Origin of the sequence: Stakelama saccharophila, assembly GCF_032229225.1 — a bacterium.
Lineage (GTDB): Bacteria > Pseudomonadota > Alphaproteobacteria > Sphingomonadales > Sphingomonadaceae > Sphingomonas > Sphingomonas saccharophila.
This window is the reverse complement of the sequence record NZ_CP135076.1, coordinates 3,139,131-3,156,065: the sequence shown is the minus strand read 5'-3', so window position 1 is coordinate 3,156,065 and position 16,935 is coordinate 3,139,131. Positions and strand designations below refer to the sequence as shown.

Annotated in this window: 7 protein-coding genes; all 7 read right to left on the bottom strand. The window is 67.7% G+C overall.

The features are described from left to right. Positions 1–141 precede the first annotated feature (141 nt). From treY to RPR59_RS14645, 7 genes are read right to left on the bottom strand one after another with little or no spacing between them, the layout of a single operon-like run. Positions 142–2,613 (bottom strand): malto-oligosyltrehalose synthase, encoded by a 2,472-nt coding sequence (treY, locus tag RPR59_RS14675; RefSeq protein WP_313915314.1) that lies wholly within the window; start codon positions 2,611–2,613, stop codon positions 142–144. After that, the gene (gene malQ, locus RPR59_RS14670) at positions 2,610–4,604 is read right to left on the bottom strand and encodes a 4-alpha-glucanotransferase (protein ID WP_313915312.1); all 1,995 of its coding nucleotides are present in this window, start codon (positions 4,602–4,604) and stop codon (positions 2,610–2,612) included. Before malQ ends, treY begins: the two co-directional genes overlap by 4 nt. Continuing rightward, on the bottom strand, positions 4,601–6,310 hold the full coding sequence (treZ, locus tag RPR59_RS14665; RefSeq protein ID WP_313915311.1) for a malto-oligosyltrehalose trehalohydrolase: 1,710 nt from the start codon (positions 6,308–6,310) through the stop codon (positions 4,601–4,603). Before treZ ends, malQ begins: the two co-directional genes overlap by 4 nt. Further along, entirely contained in the window at positions 6,307–8,415 is a 2,109-nt protein-coding gene (gene glgX, locus RPR59_RS14660; protein ID WP_313915309.1) for a glycogen debranching protein GlgX, read from the bottom strand. Before glgX ends, treZ begins: the two co-directional genes overlap by 4 nt. Beyond that, the gene (glgB, locus tag RPR59_RS14655) at positions 8,412–10,610 is read right to left on the bottom strand and encodes a 1,4-alpha-glucan branching protein GlgB (RefSeq protein WP_313915307.1); all 2,199 of its coding nucleotides are present in this window, start codon (positions 10,608–10,610) and stop codon (positions 8,412–8,414) included. The genes glgX and glgB overlap by 4 nt, the downstream gene beginning before the upstream one ends. Then, positions 10,607–13,828 (bottom strand): maltose alpha-D-glucosyltransferase, encoded by a 3,222-nt coding sequence (gene treS, locus RPR59_RS14650; protein ID WP_313915305.1) that lies wholly within the window; start codon positions 13,826–13,828, stop codon positions 10,607–10,609. The genes glgB and treS overlap by 4 nt, the downstream gene beginning before the upstream one ends. After that, on the bottom strand, positions 13,825–16,926 hold the full coding sequence (locus RPR59_RS14645; protein ID WP_313915303.1) for an alpha-1,4-glucan--maltose-1-phosphate maltosyltransferase: 3,102 nt from the start codon (positions 16,924–16,926) through the stop codon (positions 13,825–13,827). Before RPR59_RS14645 ends, treS begins: the two co-directional genes overlap by 4 nt. Positions 16,927–16,935 lie beyond the last annotated feature (9 nt).

The following is a 16,935-nucleotide window of genomic DNA, read 5'->3' as shown; positions in this document are numbered from 1 at the left end:
GGCCGGGCGACCAGGTCGTTCGCGTCGCGTTGGATCAGCAACCCGCCGCCGCGTCTCTCCACCTTCCGGCCTCGTGATCGGCTATCCGGCGGTTTCCATCGCGCGGCCGCGGCGTGCGTCACACGGCAGCTTGCCCGGCGGCTATGAGCGGGCAGAGATGATCGACGCGCTGACGGGCGAATCGGCAAAGCAGTCCGCGGCCGCGATCCATCTGTCACCGGGCGCCAGGATGGCGGTATCGGCCCACCATGCGGGCTCCGGCGTGCAGTTGTCCGTGTCGGCCAGGGCCGGCGCAAGGCGGATCGCGACCGCGGCGAACAAGACGCGGTCCCCGTGACGGCAAGTCCAGGCGAGAATGTGGTCCTTGCGCTCGCCCTTTACGGAAGTCCGCTTGATTGGTCCGCCGTTGAACAGCATCGGGCAGTCGCGGCGCAGCGCCAGCAGTGTCCGGATCAGCGCCAGCTTGCGCGCGCCGGGCGCGTTCGAATCTCCGTCGAGAACGGCGCGGCGCAAGTCGAAGTCCACCGGTCGGCGGTTGTCCGGATCGACGAGGCTGAGGTCGAGGAGCTCGGCGCCCTGGTAACAATCGGGAACTCCCGGCAGCAGGTAGCGCAGCCCTGTCTGGGCGAGACTGTTCGCCATCGCCGGGGCGTGAATACGGCGAAGGAACGCGTCCAGGCTGGAAAGAAACCCGCCCGAACATTGTGGATCGAGGAGGCTGCGGACGAAGGTCGTGCAGCGAGCCTCATATGCTTCGTCGGGGGCGGCCCAGGATGAACGGCGCTTGGCCTCGCGCAGCGCCTTCACCTGCCAGCCGACGACACGCTCGGCAAAGTCCGCAAGAACTTCGGCGTTGCGTTCCGACGGACCGGGCGGGAACGCTCCCAGCAGCGTTTGATAGAGCATGTAGCGGTCGGCCGGATGGATGCCGCTGTCCGCGCCGTGAGCGAGTGAATCCCAGTCGGCGACGGCGCAGCGCCAGGCTTCGGGCATGGCACTGAGCACCGCGAACCGCGCGCGCGTGTCTTCGCCGCGTTTGTGATCGTGGGTGGCGGTGGCAAGCATGGCATTGGCGTGCTGCTCCGCCCGCCGCGCGACCGTGCGCAGGAAATCATCGGGTGAAAGTGCGAACCGGCCCGGATCGCCGCCGACGTCGTTGAGCGACAGCAACCGGCCGTAGCGGTAGAAGGCGGTATCCTCGACCGCCTTCGCCGCGATCGGCGCCGCCAATTGCTGGAAGCGTCGTACCGCCTCTGCGGCGAGCGCCGGATCGCCGGGACCTTCGCCCGCGAGCCAGTCGAGCAGCCTGTCCAGTACGCCGCGTTCGCCGGGCGCGCTATAGGGCGCGGCGCGTTCGCGGACCCGGTTGCGCACGGAGCCGTCGCCCGGCGGAGCGCCAGTTCCGGTTCCATAGGTGCGATAGACGGGAAAAGCCCACAGCGCGCGTTCGATCGCGCGCCGCAGCATATGGGGTGTGAGCGCGTGCGTTTCGCCGTTCGAGCGGGCAAGCGCTACAAAGGCCTCGACACAGCCATCGAGCTGGCCAGCGAACGCCCAGGACAGCATCTCGCGGCGCGCGGTGCGTTCGACCGCCGCGAAAGTGTCGGCGTCGCGCGCCATTTCGTCCCATAAGCGGGTGAGCGGCGGTTCGCCGGCGGGCTCGTTCAGAAGTGCCGTCACATCCGCCATGAAATCGTAGCCGCTGGTGCCGTCGACCGGCCAGTCCGGCGGCAGCATCTCCCCCGGCGCGAGGATCTTCTCCACGACGATATAAGCGTGCCCGCGCGCGGCATCGGTACGTTCCCCGGTCGCGGCGAACCGCTCGCGCAGGCGGCGGCAATAGCCCGCGGGATCGGTGAGGCCGTCGATATGGTCGACCCGGACGCCGTCGATCAGGCCTTCTTCGTACAACCGGAAATAGAGCGCGTGCGTGGCCTCGAACACGCGCTCGTCTTCGGCGCGCAGCCCGGCCAGGTCGTTGATCGTGAAGAAGCGGCGCCAGTTGAGTTCGTCATTGGCGACACGCCACCAGACGAGGCGATAATGCTGCCGATCGAGCAGTGCCGCGATCTCGGCGTGGCTCTCCACGGCGCTCGCGATGGCGTGATCCGCCGGCCGGATCGGCACGCGATGCTCGCCATAGACGCTCAGCACCGGCTCGGCGCCGCTCGCATCGACCCCGATCTCGCCCGCCGCGATCACCTCGTCCAGCGGCGCACCGAGGATCGGCAGCATGACCTTGTGCCGCCAGTCGATGTCGAAGAAATCGGCATAGGCGCTGGCGCGGCCATGGCGCAGCACGTCGTTCCACCACGGGTTGTCACCGCCGGCGACGCCCATGTGATTCGGCACGATGTCGACGATGACGCCCATGCCGTGCGACCGCAGCGCCGCCACCAGCGAGCGGAACCCCGCTTCGCCGCCGATCTCCGGATTGATGCGCGTGGGATCGGCGACATCGTAGCCGTGCATCGAACCCCGGCGCGCGGTGGTGATCGGCGAGGCATAGAGATGGCTGATGCCGAGGTTGTGGAGATAGGGGATCAGCGCCTCGGCATCGGCGAAGGTGAAGCCCTTGTGAAATTGCAGGCGATAGGTTGCACGCGGGATCATGTTCGGCGCTCCGCATCCAGTCGCGCAAGCCGGGCCGCGACATCCGGGCGGGCGAGTATCGTATCGACGGCTTCGGGCATCCGGCGGCGCCAGTTGGGATGCTGGTCTGTCGTGCCGGGCAGGTTGGGCTGCTCGACGAGCGCGGCGACATCCTCCATCGGCACGATCGCCAGCGTGGCGGGGGTCGCGCCGACGAAGGCCAGGGCTGCATCCGCGACGGCCACGCCCCGCTCGGGCGCGGGGGCAGGGCCGTCCGCGGTCCCCGCGCGGGTGAAGGCCTGCCACAATTGCCCGCGATCATCCTGCCGTTGCCGCCGGTCCTCTGCGACCTCGGCCGCGGGCTTGCCGAGCCGCTCGCGCCAGTCGATGTCGCGCCCGCGCCACCAGCCGACGACGGTCGGCGTGTCATGCGTGCCGGTCATCGCCGCGGCATCGGGCTCCCAGTCCCTGGGGGAACGATAGCGCCCGGCATCGTCGCGCTCGAACCACAGCACCCGCATGCCCATGAGGCCGCGCGATGCCAGCTTCGGCCGCAATCCCTCCGGCACGGTGCCGAGATCCTCCCCGATCACGATGGCGCGGGACCGGTGCGATTCCAGCGCGATCAGTCGAAGCAGATCGTCGAGCGGATAGGTCAGATAGGCACCCTCGACCGAACGGGAGCCATGCGGGATGACCCACAGCCTTCGCAGGCCGAGGACATGATCGATGCGCAACCCGCCGGTATTGCGGGTCGCCGCCCGGACCGTCTCGATGAAGCCGGCGAAACCCGTGCTTCGCAGCGCGTCGGGAGCGAAGCCTGTGATGCCCCAATCCTGTCCCTCCGGGCCCAGCGGATCGGGCGGCGCGCCGATCGACAAGCCGGTCAGGAGATCGCCCCGGTGGCTCCAGGCATGGCTGCCGCCGCCATCCATTCCGACCGCAAGGTCCGCGATCAGGCCGACGGCCATGCCGGCGTCGCGCGCCTGCGACTGCGCGGCGCCGAGGCTGGTATCGGCGAGCCACTGCGCAAAGATATAGAAATCGATTTCAGCACGATGCGCGCGTGCGAACGCGTCGACCGCAACGCTGTCGGGGTCGTGATAGGCGGCGGGCCAGTCCTGCCAGCCGCGCGCACCATCGGCGGCGAAGAAATGGGCATGAAGCGCATCGAAGGTTGCGTGGCGTTCCAGATCGCGGCCGCGCTGCACGCGATAGGCGGCGACCGCGCTCGCAACCGTCTCGTCGCGTGCCGCAAAGGCGTGGCGCAAGGCGGCGAGGCGTGCCGGCATCGCCGCGTGCCAGTCGATCAGATCGCCGGTCTGCGCCTCCGCGACCGGTCCGCCGGCCAGCAGGGGATCGCCGAACAGAATGTTGTGGAACAGGCGGCTTGAAGGGGCATAGGGACTGAAGCGGCTGGCGTCGGCGGGAAAAAGAGCGTGGGTCGGGCTGATCGCCACCGCGTCGGCACCTTTCCCTGCAAAGGCGCGGGCGGCGCTGGCGAGGGTGGCGAAGTCACCGAAATCCGTCGCACGCTCGGCGCGCAACGCGGGCACCTGCACCGCCGGTCCCCAGAGGCGCCTGCCCGGCGCCAGATCGGCGGTTCCGAGACAACGATCCGGGGCGACGGCGAGGGTGATCGTGCGCTCGCCCAGATGCAGGCGGTGATAGCCCGCCGCGGCTATCGGCGGGATGCGAAGACCCTCGGCCGTGCGTTCGACCGGAACCCGGTGGACGGTCCCGTCCTCCTGTTCCAGCGCGGCCGAATCCTCTCCGGCAAGCCCCGGTATGAGGATCGCCCGGCCCCCGTCGGCAGCGACCAGCGGCGGTGGATTCCGCGCCAGGCGGGATTCGATGCTGGATTCGACGGCCGCATCGCTGTCCGCCGGATGCCCCAGCGCGGTCAGCACCCGGCGCAGCGCTTCGTCCGACACATGCTGCGGCTGACCGGTCGCATCCTGCCACCCGATCTGAACGCCGACGGCAGCGGCGAGGCGGTGGAGCGCGCTCATGTCTCCAGCCATGCCGCAAAGCTCGCCGGCGCGCCGGGGTGCCTCAGCGTGAACAGCGTCTCACCCCGCGACGCCGGGAAGGAAACGGGGGTGTCGCCCAGATTGACCGCAAGCCCGAGCACGGCCCCGTCGGCCATGTGCCAGCGCGCCGCCACCGCGCCGTCGCCCAGCAGGTCGGCGGCCTTCCCGCGCGCCCCGTCGAGCCGCGGCATGATCGCGCGCCGCCGTATCGCGATGAGATCGCGATAGAGCCTGCGCCAATCCGCCGCATCCGGGCCGGGTTTCGGCCGCGAGGCCGCGAACGTCGCTTCGGCATTCGGGTCGGGGATGCGGGCGCGGGCTTGCTCGTCGGCGAAGGCGGCAAAAGGAGCGAATTCGCGCCGCCGGCCCTCGCATACCGTATCGGCGAGCGCATCGTGAAAGTCGGTGAAGAACAAGAAGGGCGAGCGGCTTCCCAGCGCATCGCCGGTAAAGATCAGCGGAATCTGCGGGCTCAGCAACAGCAACGCCGTCGCCGCGCGCAGCCGGTCGGGATCGGCAAGCACCGTCAGACGCTCGCCAAATGCCCGGTTGCCGATCTGGTCGTGGTTCTGGAGGAAGGAAACGAAGGCGGTCGGGGAGAGGTGTCCACTCGGTTTGCCGCGGCGGGCGCCATCGCGGTTCGCCGACGGGTCGCCCTGATATACGAAGCCCTCGGCAAGACAGCGGGCAAGTTTTTCGGTCGGGCGGTCGGCGAAATCGGCATAATAGCCCTCGCGCTCGCCGGTCAGAAGGACATGAAGCGTGTTGTGGAAATCGTCGTTCCACTGCGCATCGAAGCGACCGGGGGCCAGGCGGTCGGCATCGTTGCGTTCGTTCTCCAGGATCAGGTGAACGTGCCTGCCCGTTGTCGCTTCGCGCAGTTCATCCGCCATGGCATCGAGAAAGCCGTTGTCCGCGATCGCATGCACGGCGTCGAAGCGCAGCCCGTCGAGCCGATATTCCTCCAGCCACATCCGCGCATTGTCGATGAAGAAGCGGCGCACCGGCTCGGCATCGAAATCGATCGCCGCGCCCCAGGGCGTATGCGCATCCGGATTGAAGAACGCGCTTGCATAGGCGCCGAGATAATTCCCGTCGGGTCCGAAATGGTTATAGACGACGTCCAACAGCACCATCAGCCCCAGCCCGTGGGCCCGATCGATCAGCGCCTTGAGTTCCTCGGGCGTGCCATAGGCTTCGGCAGGCGCATATGGCAGCACACCGTCATAGCCCCAGTTGCGCGTACCGGAGAAGGCGGCGATGGGCATCAGTTCGATCGCGGTGATGCCGAGTTCGGCAATGCCCGGCAGTTGTTCTGCAAGCCCGGCAAAGCCGCCCGCAAGCCCGACATGAACCTCCTCGATCACCGCCTCGCGCCAGGGGCGGCCCTGCCAGTCATCATGCTGCCAGACATAACGGTCGGGAGCGGGAAGCACGCTCCAGCCATGGACGCCGCCAGCCTGCCCGCGCGAGGCCGGATCGGGCACCTGCAGGTCGCCCAGATCGAAGCGGTAGCGTGTGCCAGGTGCGGCTTCCGCGTCGCAGACGAACCACCCCGCTTCGTCGCGCGTCATCGCCAGGGATCCGCCGTCCGCCAGCTTCAGCGCCACCGCCGATCGGTCCGGCGCCCACAGGTGGAAGCGGACCCGGCCGTCGGCACGGCGTTCCGGCCCCCAGCGTCTCATTCCTCACCGGCCCCGGTGATCCAGCAGACGAGCACCGCGGCATATGCCTGCACCTCATATTCATGCCCGATGGCGAACGGCTCGCGGTCGGGTTCGGCGCTGTCGACAAGAACCGTGCGCGGCACGTCGGGCGCGGGAGGAAGATGGAAGCACAACGCCTCGTCCGAAGCGTTGAGCAGCAGCGTCAGCGCCTCCACACGGCCGTCGTCGCAGCGGACCGCGCGCCGCATCGCGAGTGCGCGACCTTCGGGGTTGTTCCAGTCGTCCACGGAAAACTGCTCCCCGCGTTCGTCGAACCATTCGATGTCGTTGACGCCGTGTCCGGGCGAATCCTGCCCGTAAAGGAAGATGGGTGCGCGCAGCATCTGGAACCGCTTGCGCAACTCGATGACCCGCCGGGTAAAGGCGAACAGCGCGCCGCCGCGTTCGGTCTCGCGGTTGCTCCAGTCGATCCAACTGATCTCGTTGTCCTGGCAATAAGCGTTGTTGTTGCCGCCCTGGCTGTGCCCGAATTCGTCGCCGGCGAGCAGCATCGGCGTGCCGAGCGAGGAGAAAAGCGTGACCAGCATCGAACGGCGCACCCGATCGCGAATTGCCAGGATGTTCTCGTCTTCGGTCGGCCCCTCGACACCCCAGTTGCGGGAAAAGTTTTCGCCGTGGCCGTCCGCATTGCCTTCGCCATTGGCCTCGTTGTGACGCTCTTCGTAGGATACGAGGTCGCCCAGCGGAAATCCGTCATGGCTGGCGAGATAATTGACGCTGGCCCAGGGGCGCCGCGCGCGCCGGTCGAACAGATCGCCCGAACCGGACAGCCGCGCCGCCAGCTCGCCGCGCTGCGAGGCGTCGCCGCGCCAATACCGGCGCGCGGTGTCGCGATACTTGTCGTTCCATTCGGCAAAGCCGGGGGGAAAGCCGCCCAGCGCATAGCCGCCCGGCCCGATGTCCCACGGTTCGGTAATGAGCTTGAGCCGGCCGAGCACCGGATCCTGGCGCAGCACATCGAAAAAGCCGGCGCCGGGGTCGAAACCGTGGTCGGTCCGGCCAAGCGTGAGCCCGAGATCGAAGCGGAAGCCGTCGACGCCGAACGATGTCGCCCAGTAGCGCAGCGAATCCGCCACCATCTGGATTACCCGCGCCTTGGACAGGTTCAAGGTGTTGCCGGTGCCGGTATCGTTGACGCAGTAGCGCCAGTTATCCTGCTGCAGCCGGTAATAGGTGGCGTTGTCGAGGCCGCGCCACGAAAGCGTCGGGCCGAGTTCGCTGCCTTCGCAGGTATGGTTGTAAACGACATCGAGAATCACCTCGATACCGGCAGCGTGGAGGAGGCGCACCGCCATGCGCAGATCGTTGGCGTCGCCCCCGCCCATGTACCGCTGCTCCGGCGCGAAATAGCCCAGGGTGGAATAGCCCCAATAGTTGCGAAGCCCCTTTTCCTCCAGGAAGCGATCCTGCGCGAAGGCGTGGATCGGCATCAACTCGATCGCGGTGATGCCGAGCCGTTTGAGATGGTCGATGACGCGCGGATGGGCGAGGCCGGTGAAGGTGCCGCGGGATCCCGGCTCCACGTCCTTCATCAGCTTGGTGAGGCCACGTACATGCGCTTCGTAGATCACCGTCTCCGACCAGGGCGTGTTGGGGCGGACGTCGCCGGACCAGTCGAAATTGTCGATCGTCACCACCGCCTTGGGCATGGAAGGCGCGCTGTCGCGGCGGTCGAAGCTGAGATCCTTGCGCGGAGAGCGCACGCGGTAGCCGTGCATCGCGTCGGTCCATCGCAATTGTCCCGCAATCTGCCGGGCATACGGATCGAGCAGAAGCTTGTTGGGATTGAAGCGGTGCCCCTCTTCCGGTGCGTAGCGGCCGTGCGCGCGGTAGCCGTAAAGCAGCCCCGGCCGCGCGTCGGGCAGATACCCGTGCCAGACCTCGTCGGTCCATTCGGGCAGATCGAAGCGGGCGATCTCTCGCCGGCCGGTGCGCTCGAACAGGCACAATTCGATCCTTTCGGCATTGGCCGAGAAGACTGCGAAATTCACGCCGAGGCCGTCGAAGGTGGCGCCGAGCGGATAGGGGGAGCCGGGCGAGAGCCGGTCGGGCAGTGGCGTCAAGCGAGCACCTCGTCGTGGCAGAGGAAGATGGCGGCAAGCGGCGGCAGCGTGACGCTTGCCGAGGCGGGCTGGCCGTGCAGCGGTTCGTCGGCGGCTTCCACGGCACCGCCATTGCCGAAGTTGGAGCCGCCATAGAGGTCGGCATCGCTGTTGAAGATCTCCACCCAGCGTCCGCCGCGCGGCATGCCGGTACGATATCCCGTTCGCGGCTCCGGCGTGAGATTGAGCAGCACCACCACGGGCACGTCGTCGTCATCGCCGAAGCGGGCGAAGGTGAAGACGGAGTTATCGGCGTCGTCGCCGACGATCCAGGTGAAACCGCCGGGATCGGTGTCGCGCCGGTGCAGGGCCGGCTGCTCGGCATAAAGACGGTTCAGGTCGCGCACCAGGCGCTGGATGCCGGCATGGCGGGGATCGTCCAGCAGGTCCCAGGGCAGGGGGGCGTCGTGGTTCCATTCGGTTTCCTGGCCGAGTTCGCACCCCATGAACAACAGCTTCTTGCCCGGATGCGTCCACATGAAGGAGAGATAGGCGCGCAGGTTCGCGCGCTTGCGCCACTCGTCGCCCGGCATCTTGCCGACCAGCGATCCCTTGCCGTGCACTACCTCGTCATGGCTGATCGGCAGCACGAACCGCTCCGAATAGGCATAGACCAGACTGAAGGTGAATGCGTCGTGGTGCCAGCGCCGGTGGACGGGGTCGTGCTCGATATATTGGAGCGTGTCGTGCATCCAGCCCATGTTCCACTTATAGTCGAAGCCCAGCCCGCCATCGGTGACGGGCGCCGTCACGCCGGGCCAGGCGGTCGATTCCTCGGCTATGGTGATCGCGCCGGGGCAGCGTTCGGCGACGACGGCGTTCATGTGCCGGAGGAAGGACACGGACTCCAGATTCTCGCGCCCGCCATGGACGTTCGGCACCCATTCGCCGGCATTGCGGCTATAGTCGCGGTACAGCATCGAGGCGACGGCATCGACACGCAGACCGTCGATGTGAAAGGTCTCCAGCCACCACAGCGCCGAGGCCAGCAGGAATCCCGAAACCTCGCGCCGGCCGAGATTGTAGATCAGCGTATTCCAGTCCTGATGGAAACCCTCGCGCGGGTCGGCATGCTCGTAGAGATGCGTGCCGTCGAAGTGCGCGAGACCGTGCGGGTCGGTCGGAAAGTGCGCCGGCACCCAATCGAGGATGACGCCGATACCCGAACGATGAGCGGCATCCACGAAGCGCGCGAAATCCTCCGGGCTGCCGAACCGGGCCGAAGGGGCGAATTGCGACAGCGGCTGGTATCCCCAGGAGCCGCCGAAGGGGTGTTCCATGATCGGCAGCAACTCGACGTGCGTGAAGCCCATGTCCGCGACATAGGGGATCAGCCGGTCGGCGAGGCCGGCCCAGTCCAGCGCTTCCCGCTGTTCGCCCGGTGCCGCCATCCACGAGCCGGCATGGACCTCGTATATGGAAATCGGCGCATCGCCGGCATGGCGCTGCGCGCGTTCCGCCATCCAGTCCTCGTCGTTCCAGCGATACTCGGGTGGATCGGCGACGACCGAGGCGGTCGCGGGCGGTGCCTCGGTCTGGCGGGCGACAGGGTCCGCCTTCTGCACGATCCCGCCATCGGCGCCGGCGACCTCGAATTTATAGCGCTCGCCGGTGCCGAGGCGCGGAACGAACAGTTCCCATATGCCGGCGCCGTGGCGCAGCCGCATCGGGTGGCGGCGGCCGTCCCAGCCGTTGAAGTCGCCCACCACGGAAACGCGACGGGCATTGGGTGCCCAGACGGCGAATGCGACCCCCGGTACGCCGTCCATGACGCGCCGATTGGCGCCGAAGATCCGCGCCAGATCGAAGTGCCTCCCCTCGGCGAAGAGGTGGAGGTCGAGATCACCTAGGATCACGCCGAAGCAATAGGGGTCTTCGGTCTCGTGGACGACGCCGTCCGGCCATACGACGCGGAAACGATAGCTGTCGCGCGCGCCGAGCGTGCCGACGAACACGCCGGGTGCGACTTCGTCCATGGCGGCGGGCTCGCTGTCGTCGCCGGCGATCAGCATGACGCTTTCCGCGCCGGGCTGAAAGGTGCGCACGGTGCGCTCCGCGCCCTCGCCGTGCGGCCCGAGCAGTGCGAACGGGTCCTCCAGCCGGCCCTCGAGCAGTGCCGCGGCCGCGCCGGCGAGCAGGGTGTCGTTGGCGGTCATGGCAGTTCCTTGTGGATCAGTCTTGCTGCGATGCGGGCGAGGCTGGCGGTCGGCACGCCGATCCAGCCCGGACGGTTGGCGGCTTCATAGCTCACTTCGTATGCCGCCTTTTCGAGCAGGAAGAGGTCCAGCAGCGGATCGGCCGCGGCCTCATCGCCGAAATAGCCGGCGTGGAAAGCGGCGATCGTGCGCTCGCGGAACTGTGCGATCGCCCGTGCGGCTTCGTCCTCCCACGGCTCGGCGGCGGCGGGCAGATCGCGTGCGGCGACGGCGGCGGCGTAGTCGAACGAGCGCAGCATGCCCGCGACGTCGCGAAGCGGCAGGTCCTTGCCCCGGCGCTCGGCGAGCGGGCGCGTCGGTTCGCCCTCGAAATCGATGAACACGGCATCGTTGCCGGCGACCAGTATCTGGCCCAGATGGAGGTCGCCGTGGATTCGCGTGCGTGCCCGCCCCGCCGCGCGCGCCGCCAGATCCGCGATGGACCGCACGGTCGCATCGCGCTGCCCGGTGAGGAAGTCCGCGGCGCCAGCCTCTTTCCCGGTGAACTGCACGTCGCTGTCCAGCCGCGTGAGCGCGGCGTCGAACTGCGCCGTGACCCGTTCGCCCAGGCGCCGGGCCTCGTCCGCGCTCATCGTTTCGGGGGCGAAGGCCGGATCATCGGTGTCGCGCGCGAGCGCGGCGTGCATCTCGGCCAGCCGGCGACCGGCGTTGCGGGCGAAATCCTGGGCATCGGCCGAACCGCTCGCACTGTCGGTTGCGGCGCGCTCCAGCGCCCGCAGCGTCCATTGCCAGCCGTCGCCCTGATTGTACACGAACCGCTGCGCGAGCATCATCAACGTCTCTTCGCCGTCTTCGACGCGGCTGGCGGTGCCCAGCATCGGCGGTACGTTCTCGAAACCGCCGGCGGCGAGGTAGCGGACCATCTCAACCTCCGGGTGCATGCCCGGCGCGACCTTGCGCAGCAGCTTGAGTACCGCCCTGGCACCGATGATCATCGTGCTGTTCGATTGCTCGGCGGCGATCCATTCGGGCTCGTCCGCGGGATCGAGGTCGAAGCCGTCGAAGGCGGTGAAGCGCAGTTCGCCCTCGCCGCTCGGCAAGCGCGCGCCGTCGCGCATCGCCGCGACCACCGCCGAGGCGAACGTCGCCAGCGCAAAGCCGTCGGTCAGCAGGCCGACATGACGACCGCGCCGCACCCGCGCGATCGCGAGGTTGGAGGCGAAACGGCCATGCTGTTCCCCCTCCCAGGCAATGCCGAAGGGGAGCAGATAGGTCGTCTCGCGGTGGTCGGTCCCGACCGCGATTTCGCCGAGCAGCAGGTCCTGTGCCCCGGGGAGCGGCGTCGCGCGCACGAGCCGGGTCCGCGCAACCGTTTCGTCCTTGGCGCCGAACCAGCGGCGCTGTGCGATATAGTCCGGCAGCACGTCGCCTTCGAGCACACCGCGATTGGCGCCCAACGTGATATCGGCAAGGTCCGGGCGCAGCACGAAGGTATGGCGCTCGACCGCCTCGCCGGGCGCCGCACTTGCCCAGTCGGGCGCCTCGGCATCCTCGGACAGCGCGAACCACGAAAAGCCGTAGGGCGGCAGCGTTAGCAAATAAGGGAGCTGGCCAATCCGCGGAAAGGCGCCTTCGCCCGAAAGCTCGATCGGCGTGCGGCCGGCGAATTCGTGCAGGTCGAGTTCGACCGCCTGCGCGGTACGCGCGAGATTGGCGACGCACAGAATCGTCTCGCCGCCCTGTTCGCGGAAAAAGGCGAGCACCTTGCGATTGGCCGGGCGCAGGAAGCGCTGCGTGCCGCGGCCGAACGCGCGGTGCTGACCGCGCACCGCGAGCATGCGCTTCAGCCAGTTGAGCAGCGAATGGCGGTCACGCTCCTGCGCCTCGACATTGACCGCCTGATAGCCATAGACCGGGTCCATGATCGGCGGCAGCGCCAGAGCCGCGGGGTCGGCGCGGGAGAAGCCGCCATTGCGATCGACCGACCATTGCATCGGCGTGCGCACCCCGTCCCGGTCGCCGAGGAAGACATTGTCGCCCATACCGATCTCGTCGCCATAATAGAGGACCGGCGTGCCCGGCATGGTGAGCAGCAGGGCGTGCATCAGCTCGATCCGCCGGCGGTCGCGCTCCATCAGCGGCGCAAGGCGTCGGCGGATGCCCAGATTGATGCGCGCGCGCGCATCGGCGGCGTAGGTGTTCCACAGATAATCGCGCTCGGCATCGGTCACCATTTCGAGCGTCAGCTCGTCATGGTTGCGCAGGAAGATCGCCCATTGCGCGTGCTCGGGAATGTCGGGCGTCTGGCGCATGATGTCGGTGATCGGGAAGCGGTCCTCCTGCGCCACCGCCATGTACATGCGCGGCATCAGCGGAAAGTGGAACGCCATGTGGCATTCGTCGTCGTCGCCGAAATAGGCCTGCGTGTCCTCGGGCCACATATTGGCCTCGGCAAGCAGCATGCGGTCGGGATAATGGCGGTCGAGATCGGCCCTGATCTTCTTCAGCACCGCATGCGTCTCGGGCAGGTTCTCGTTCGAGGTGCCGTCGCGCTCGATCAGATAGGGAATGGCGTCGAGCCGGAGGCCGTCGATTCCCGCATCGAGCCAGAAATGCATCACCGACAGCACTTCGGCGAGCACCCTGGGATTGTCGAAATTGAGATCCGGCTGGTGCGAATAGAAGCGGTGCCAGAAGAAGGCTCGGGCCTCTTCGTCCCACGTCCAGTTCGATTTCTCCGTGTCGAGAAAGATGATCCGCGTGCCCGAATAGAGCTGGTCGGTGTCGGACCAGACATAGAAATCGCGCTCGGGGCTGCCGGGCGGTGCGCGGCGTGCCGCCTGGAACCAGGGATGCTGGTCCGACGTGTGGTTGATGACCAGTTCGGTGATGACGCGGATGCCCCGGACATGGGCCGCGTCGATGAAGGCGCGCGCTTCCTCCATCGTGCCGTAATCGGGGCTGACGTCGCGATATTCGGCGATGTCGTATCCGTCGTCGCGGCGCGGGCTGGGATAGAAGGGCAGCAGCCAGATCGCCGTGACGCCCAGATCGGCGATATAATCGAGCTTCTGCATCAGCCCGGCAAAGTCGCCGATCCCGTCGTCGTTCGCGTCGAAGAACGACTTGAGGTGAAGCTGATAGATGACCGCGTCCTTGTACCACAGCGGGTCGTCCGCCGCCGCCACGGTCGCGCTCACCGACTGCGGCGCGGTCACGACGCGCGCTCCGGGACGATCCGCCAGAGGCGGAAGGGCTCGTCGGGCGCGATGCGGATATGCTGGACCTTGCCGTGCCAGGTGAAGCGGTAGCCGGCGGCGAGATCCTCGACCGCGACGCTGCCGTCGTCGGCCAGCCCGAACTCCCAGAGCGGCACCTCGAAATCGCATTCATGGGGGCGGTGCGGATCGAGATTGACCATCACCATGATGATCGACCGCCGGTCGGCTGCGGGCTTTCCGTACCAGATGATATTGTCATCATACGCCTGGTAGAAGCGCGTATTGAGGTGCGTCTGAAGCGCCGGCCAGGTGCGGCGCAGGCGATTGAGCAGCGTGATGTCGGCGATGATGTTGCCCGGAGCTTCGTAATCGCGCGGGCGGATCTCGTACTTCTCGCTGTCGAGATATTCTTCCTTGCCCGGCCCCAGCGGGGCGCTCTCGCACAGCTCGAACCCCGAATAGACGCCGAACAGTCCCGAAAGGGTCGCGGCGAGCACGGCGCGCACGCGGAACCCGGCGCGGCCCGAGCCTTGCAGGTACAACGGATTGATGTCGGGCGTGTTGACGAAGAAGTGCGGCCGGTAAAACTCCCTGGGCGCCGTCGTCGTCAGTTCGGTGACATACTCGATGAGCTCGTGCTTGCGATCGCGCCAGGTGAAATAGGTGTAGCTTTGCGAAAAGCCGACCTTGGCGAGGCGGTACATCATTGTCGGCCGGGTGAAGGCCTCGGCGAGGAAAATCACATCGGGATGCTTGCCGCGCACATCGGCGATCATCCATTCCCAGAACGGCAGCGGCTTGGTATGCGGATTGTCGACGCGGAACGTCTTCACCCCGTGCTCGATCCACAGCAGCACGATGTCGCGCAGCGCCAGCCACAGATCGGGCACCGCGCCGGGGGCGTAGAAATCGACGTTGACGATGTCCTGGTACTTCTTCGGCGGATTCTCGGCATATTTCATGCTGCCGTCGGGGCGCCATGCAAACCAGCCGGGATGCGCCTTCAGCCAGGGGTGATCGGGCGCGCACTGGATGGCGAAATCGAGGGCGATCTCCAGGCCCTGCTCATGCGCCGCGGCGACGAGCCGGTCGAAATCCTCGAAGTTGCCAAGCTCTGGGTGGATGGCCTCATGGCCGCCCGCTTCGCTGCCGATCGCATAGGGGCTGCCGGGATCGTCCGGCCCCGGTGTCAGCGTATTGTTGGGACCCTTGCGGTTGGTCTGTCCGATCGGATGGATCGGCGGGAAATAGAGCGTGTCGAAGCCCATGTCGCGGATGGCGGGCAACCGATCGATCACGTCGGCGAAGGTGCCGTGGCGCGGCCTGGAGCCGGATTCCGGAATAGGGGTGATGGAGCGCGGGAAAAGTTCGTACCAACTGGAAAAACGGGCGGCGAGACGTTCTGCGTCCAGCCGCTGCACCGGCGAGCGGATCGCGTGCGGGCGGTCGTCGGCCCGGCTCACCAGCTTGGCGAGATCGTCCGAAAGCAGCAGGTCCGCCCGAACCTCATCATCTGCTTTTGCGCAGTCGGCCAGCACCGCCTGCAGCGCCTTCTTCAGGTCACCCCTGCTGCGCCCGGCCACGGCTTCAACCAGCGCCACGCCCTCCTGGAGGTCGACCGGCCGGGCTACGCGCGCATCGCGTTTCTTGCGGAAATCGCGCCGGAAGCCGCCGAAGCGGTCGAGCCAACCCTCGACGCGGAATTCATGTGCGCCGAGCCGGTCGGGCACGAAGGACGCCGTCCAGCGGTCGTTGGGAAGCGGCGTCATAGGCGCCGTATGCCATGCGTCCGCATCGGCGGCGCGCCACTGGAGTTCAGCGGCGAGCTGCTCGTGCCCGTCGGCGAAGACCGTTGCCTCCACACCGACGGAGTCGCCGGCCACGCGCTTCACCGCGAAGTCGCCGCCCGCGACACTTGGCGACAGGTCCTCCACGACGAGCCGGGGCCAGTTGCGCGCGGCGGCAGGATCGCGGAGCGGTGGCTGCGGCCGGCGGACCGCGGGCGCACATTCGGCGCGCAGCAGCAACGCATCGCCCTCGCCGAGTTCGCGCGGCGCCGTTCCGCCATCGAGCGGGGAAAGGGCGGAGCAGGGGAACCCGACCGGCTGGAGCAGCGGCGCCGGCATCGGCAAGGGGCGCGTCTCTTCGCGATTGATCAAGGCGACGACGATCCGTTCCGCCATGCGCAAGTCACCTCGGTCGCCGCGCGCGATCACCGTCACGGGGTCGTCGGGAGCGCTGGCCTCGCGAACCTCGCCGCGTATTTCCGCAAGCCGGTCAAGGTCGGCAAAAGCACGCGTGGCGGCCTCGCGCAGATCGGGGGAGGCGAGCCATGTCAGCGGCACCACCAGTCCTTCGGAGAGAAGCGGCGCCACCTTCAGCGCGACCTCCGGCCGGACATGGTCGGCGGAGAGTTCGGCGACGAGCGCGGTGGTGCCGCGCAATGCCTCGATCTCCTCGGTCATCCAGCGCGCGCCCGGATCCCATCGGCCGAAAGACGTAACCAGGCCGTCGATGCCCGATGCGCCCAGGCGCCGCGCGCTCGCGCGGTCCCGCAACGGTCCTGCAAGGAAGGTAATCTCACGCCCTGCGAAGGCTTCTGCGAGATAGCGAACCACATCGACGCCGAGCCGCTCGGGCGACAGGAGCCGAAAGCCGCGGGCGCCGGCCGATGCCAGCGCGTCCAGCCGCTCGACCAGTAGCTCGCCGAAACGATCGACAGCATCAGGCGCCCGTAATCGCGCCAGCGCCTCCCCGGCTGCCGGCATGGGCCGCCGGGGATCGACGGTCGCGCGGGCGCCGCCGGCACGGCGCACCGCAAAGGCCTCCGGATGCGCGACAACGAGCGGATGGTCGAGCGGAAAGCGGCTCAGATCGACCTCGATCGTGCAGGGCGGCAGGTCGTCGGGACTGCCGCGGATCGGTTCCACGGCTTGCGCAATCCCCGCTTCGAACAGCGACATGCGTCCGCTCAGGAGAACCGCGTCCGCGCCGGTTTCGCGGGCCAGGCCGGCAAGGTTGCCACCGCGACAGATGCCGTCCGAACCGATCGCATCAAGGGGCGCGGATATGTAGCGATGTGCGGATAGGGGCAAGTGACAGCT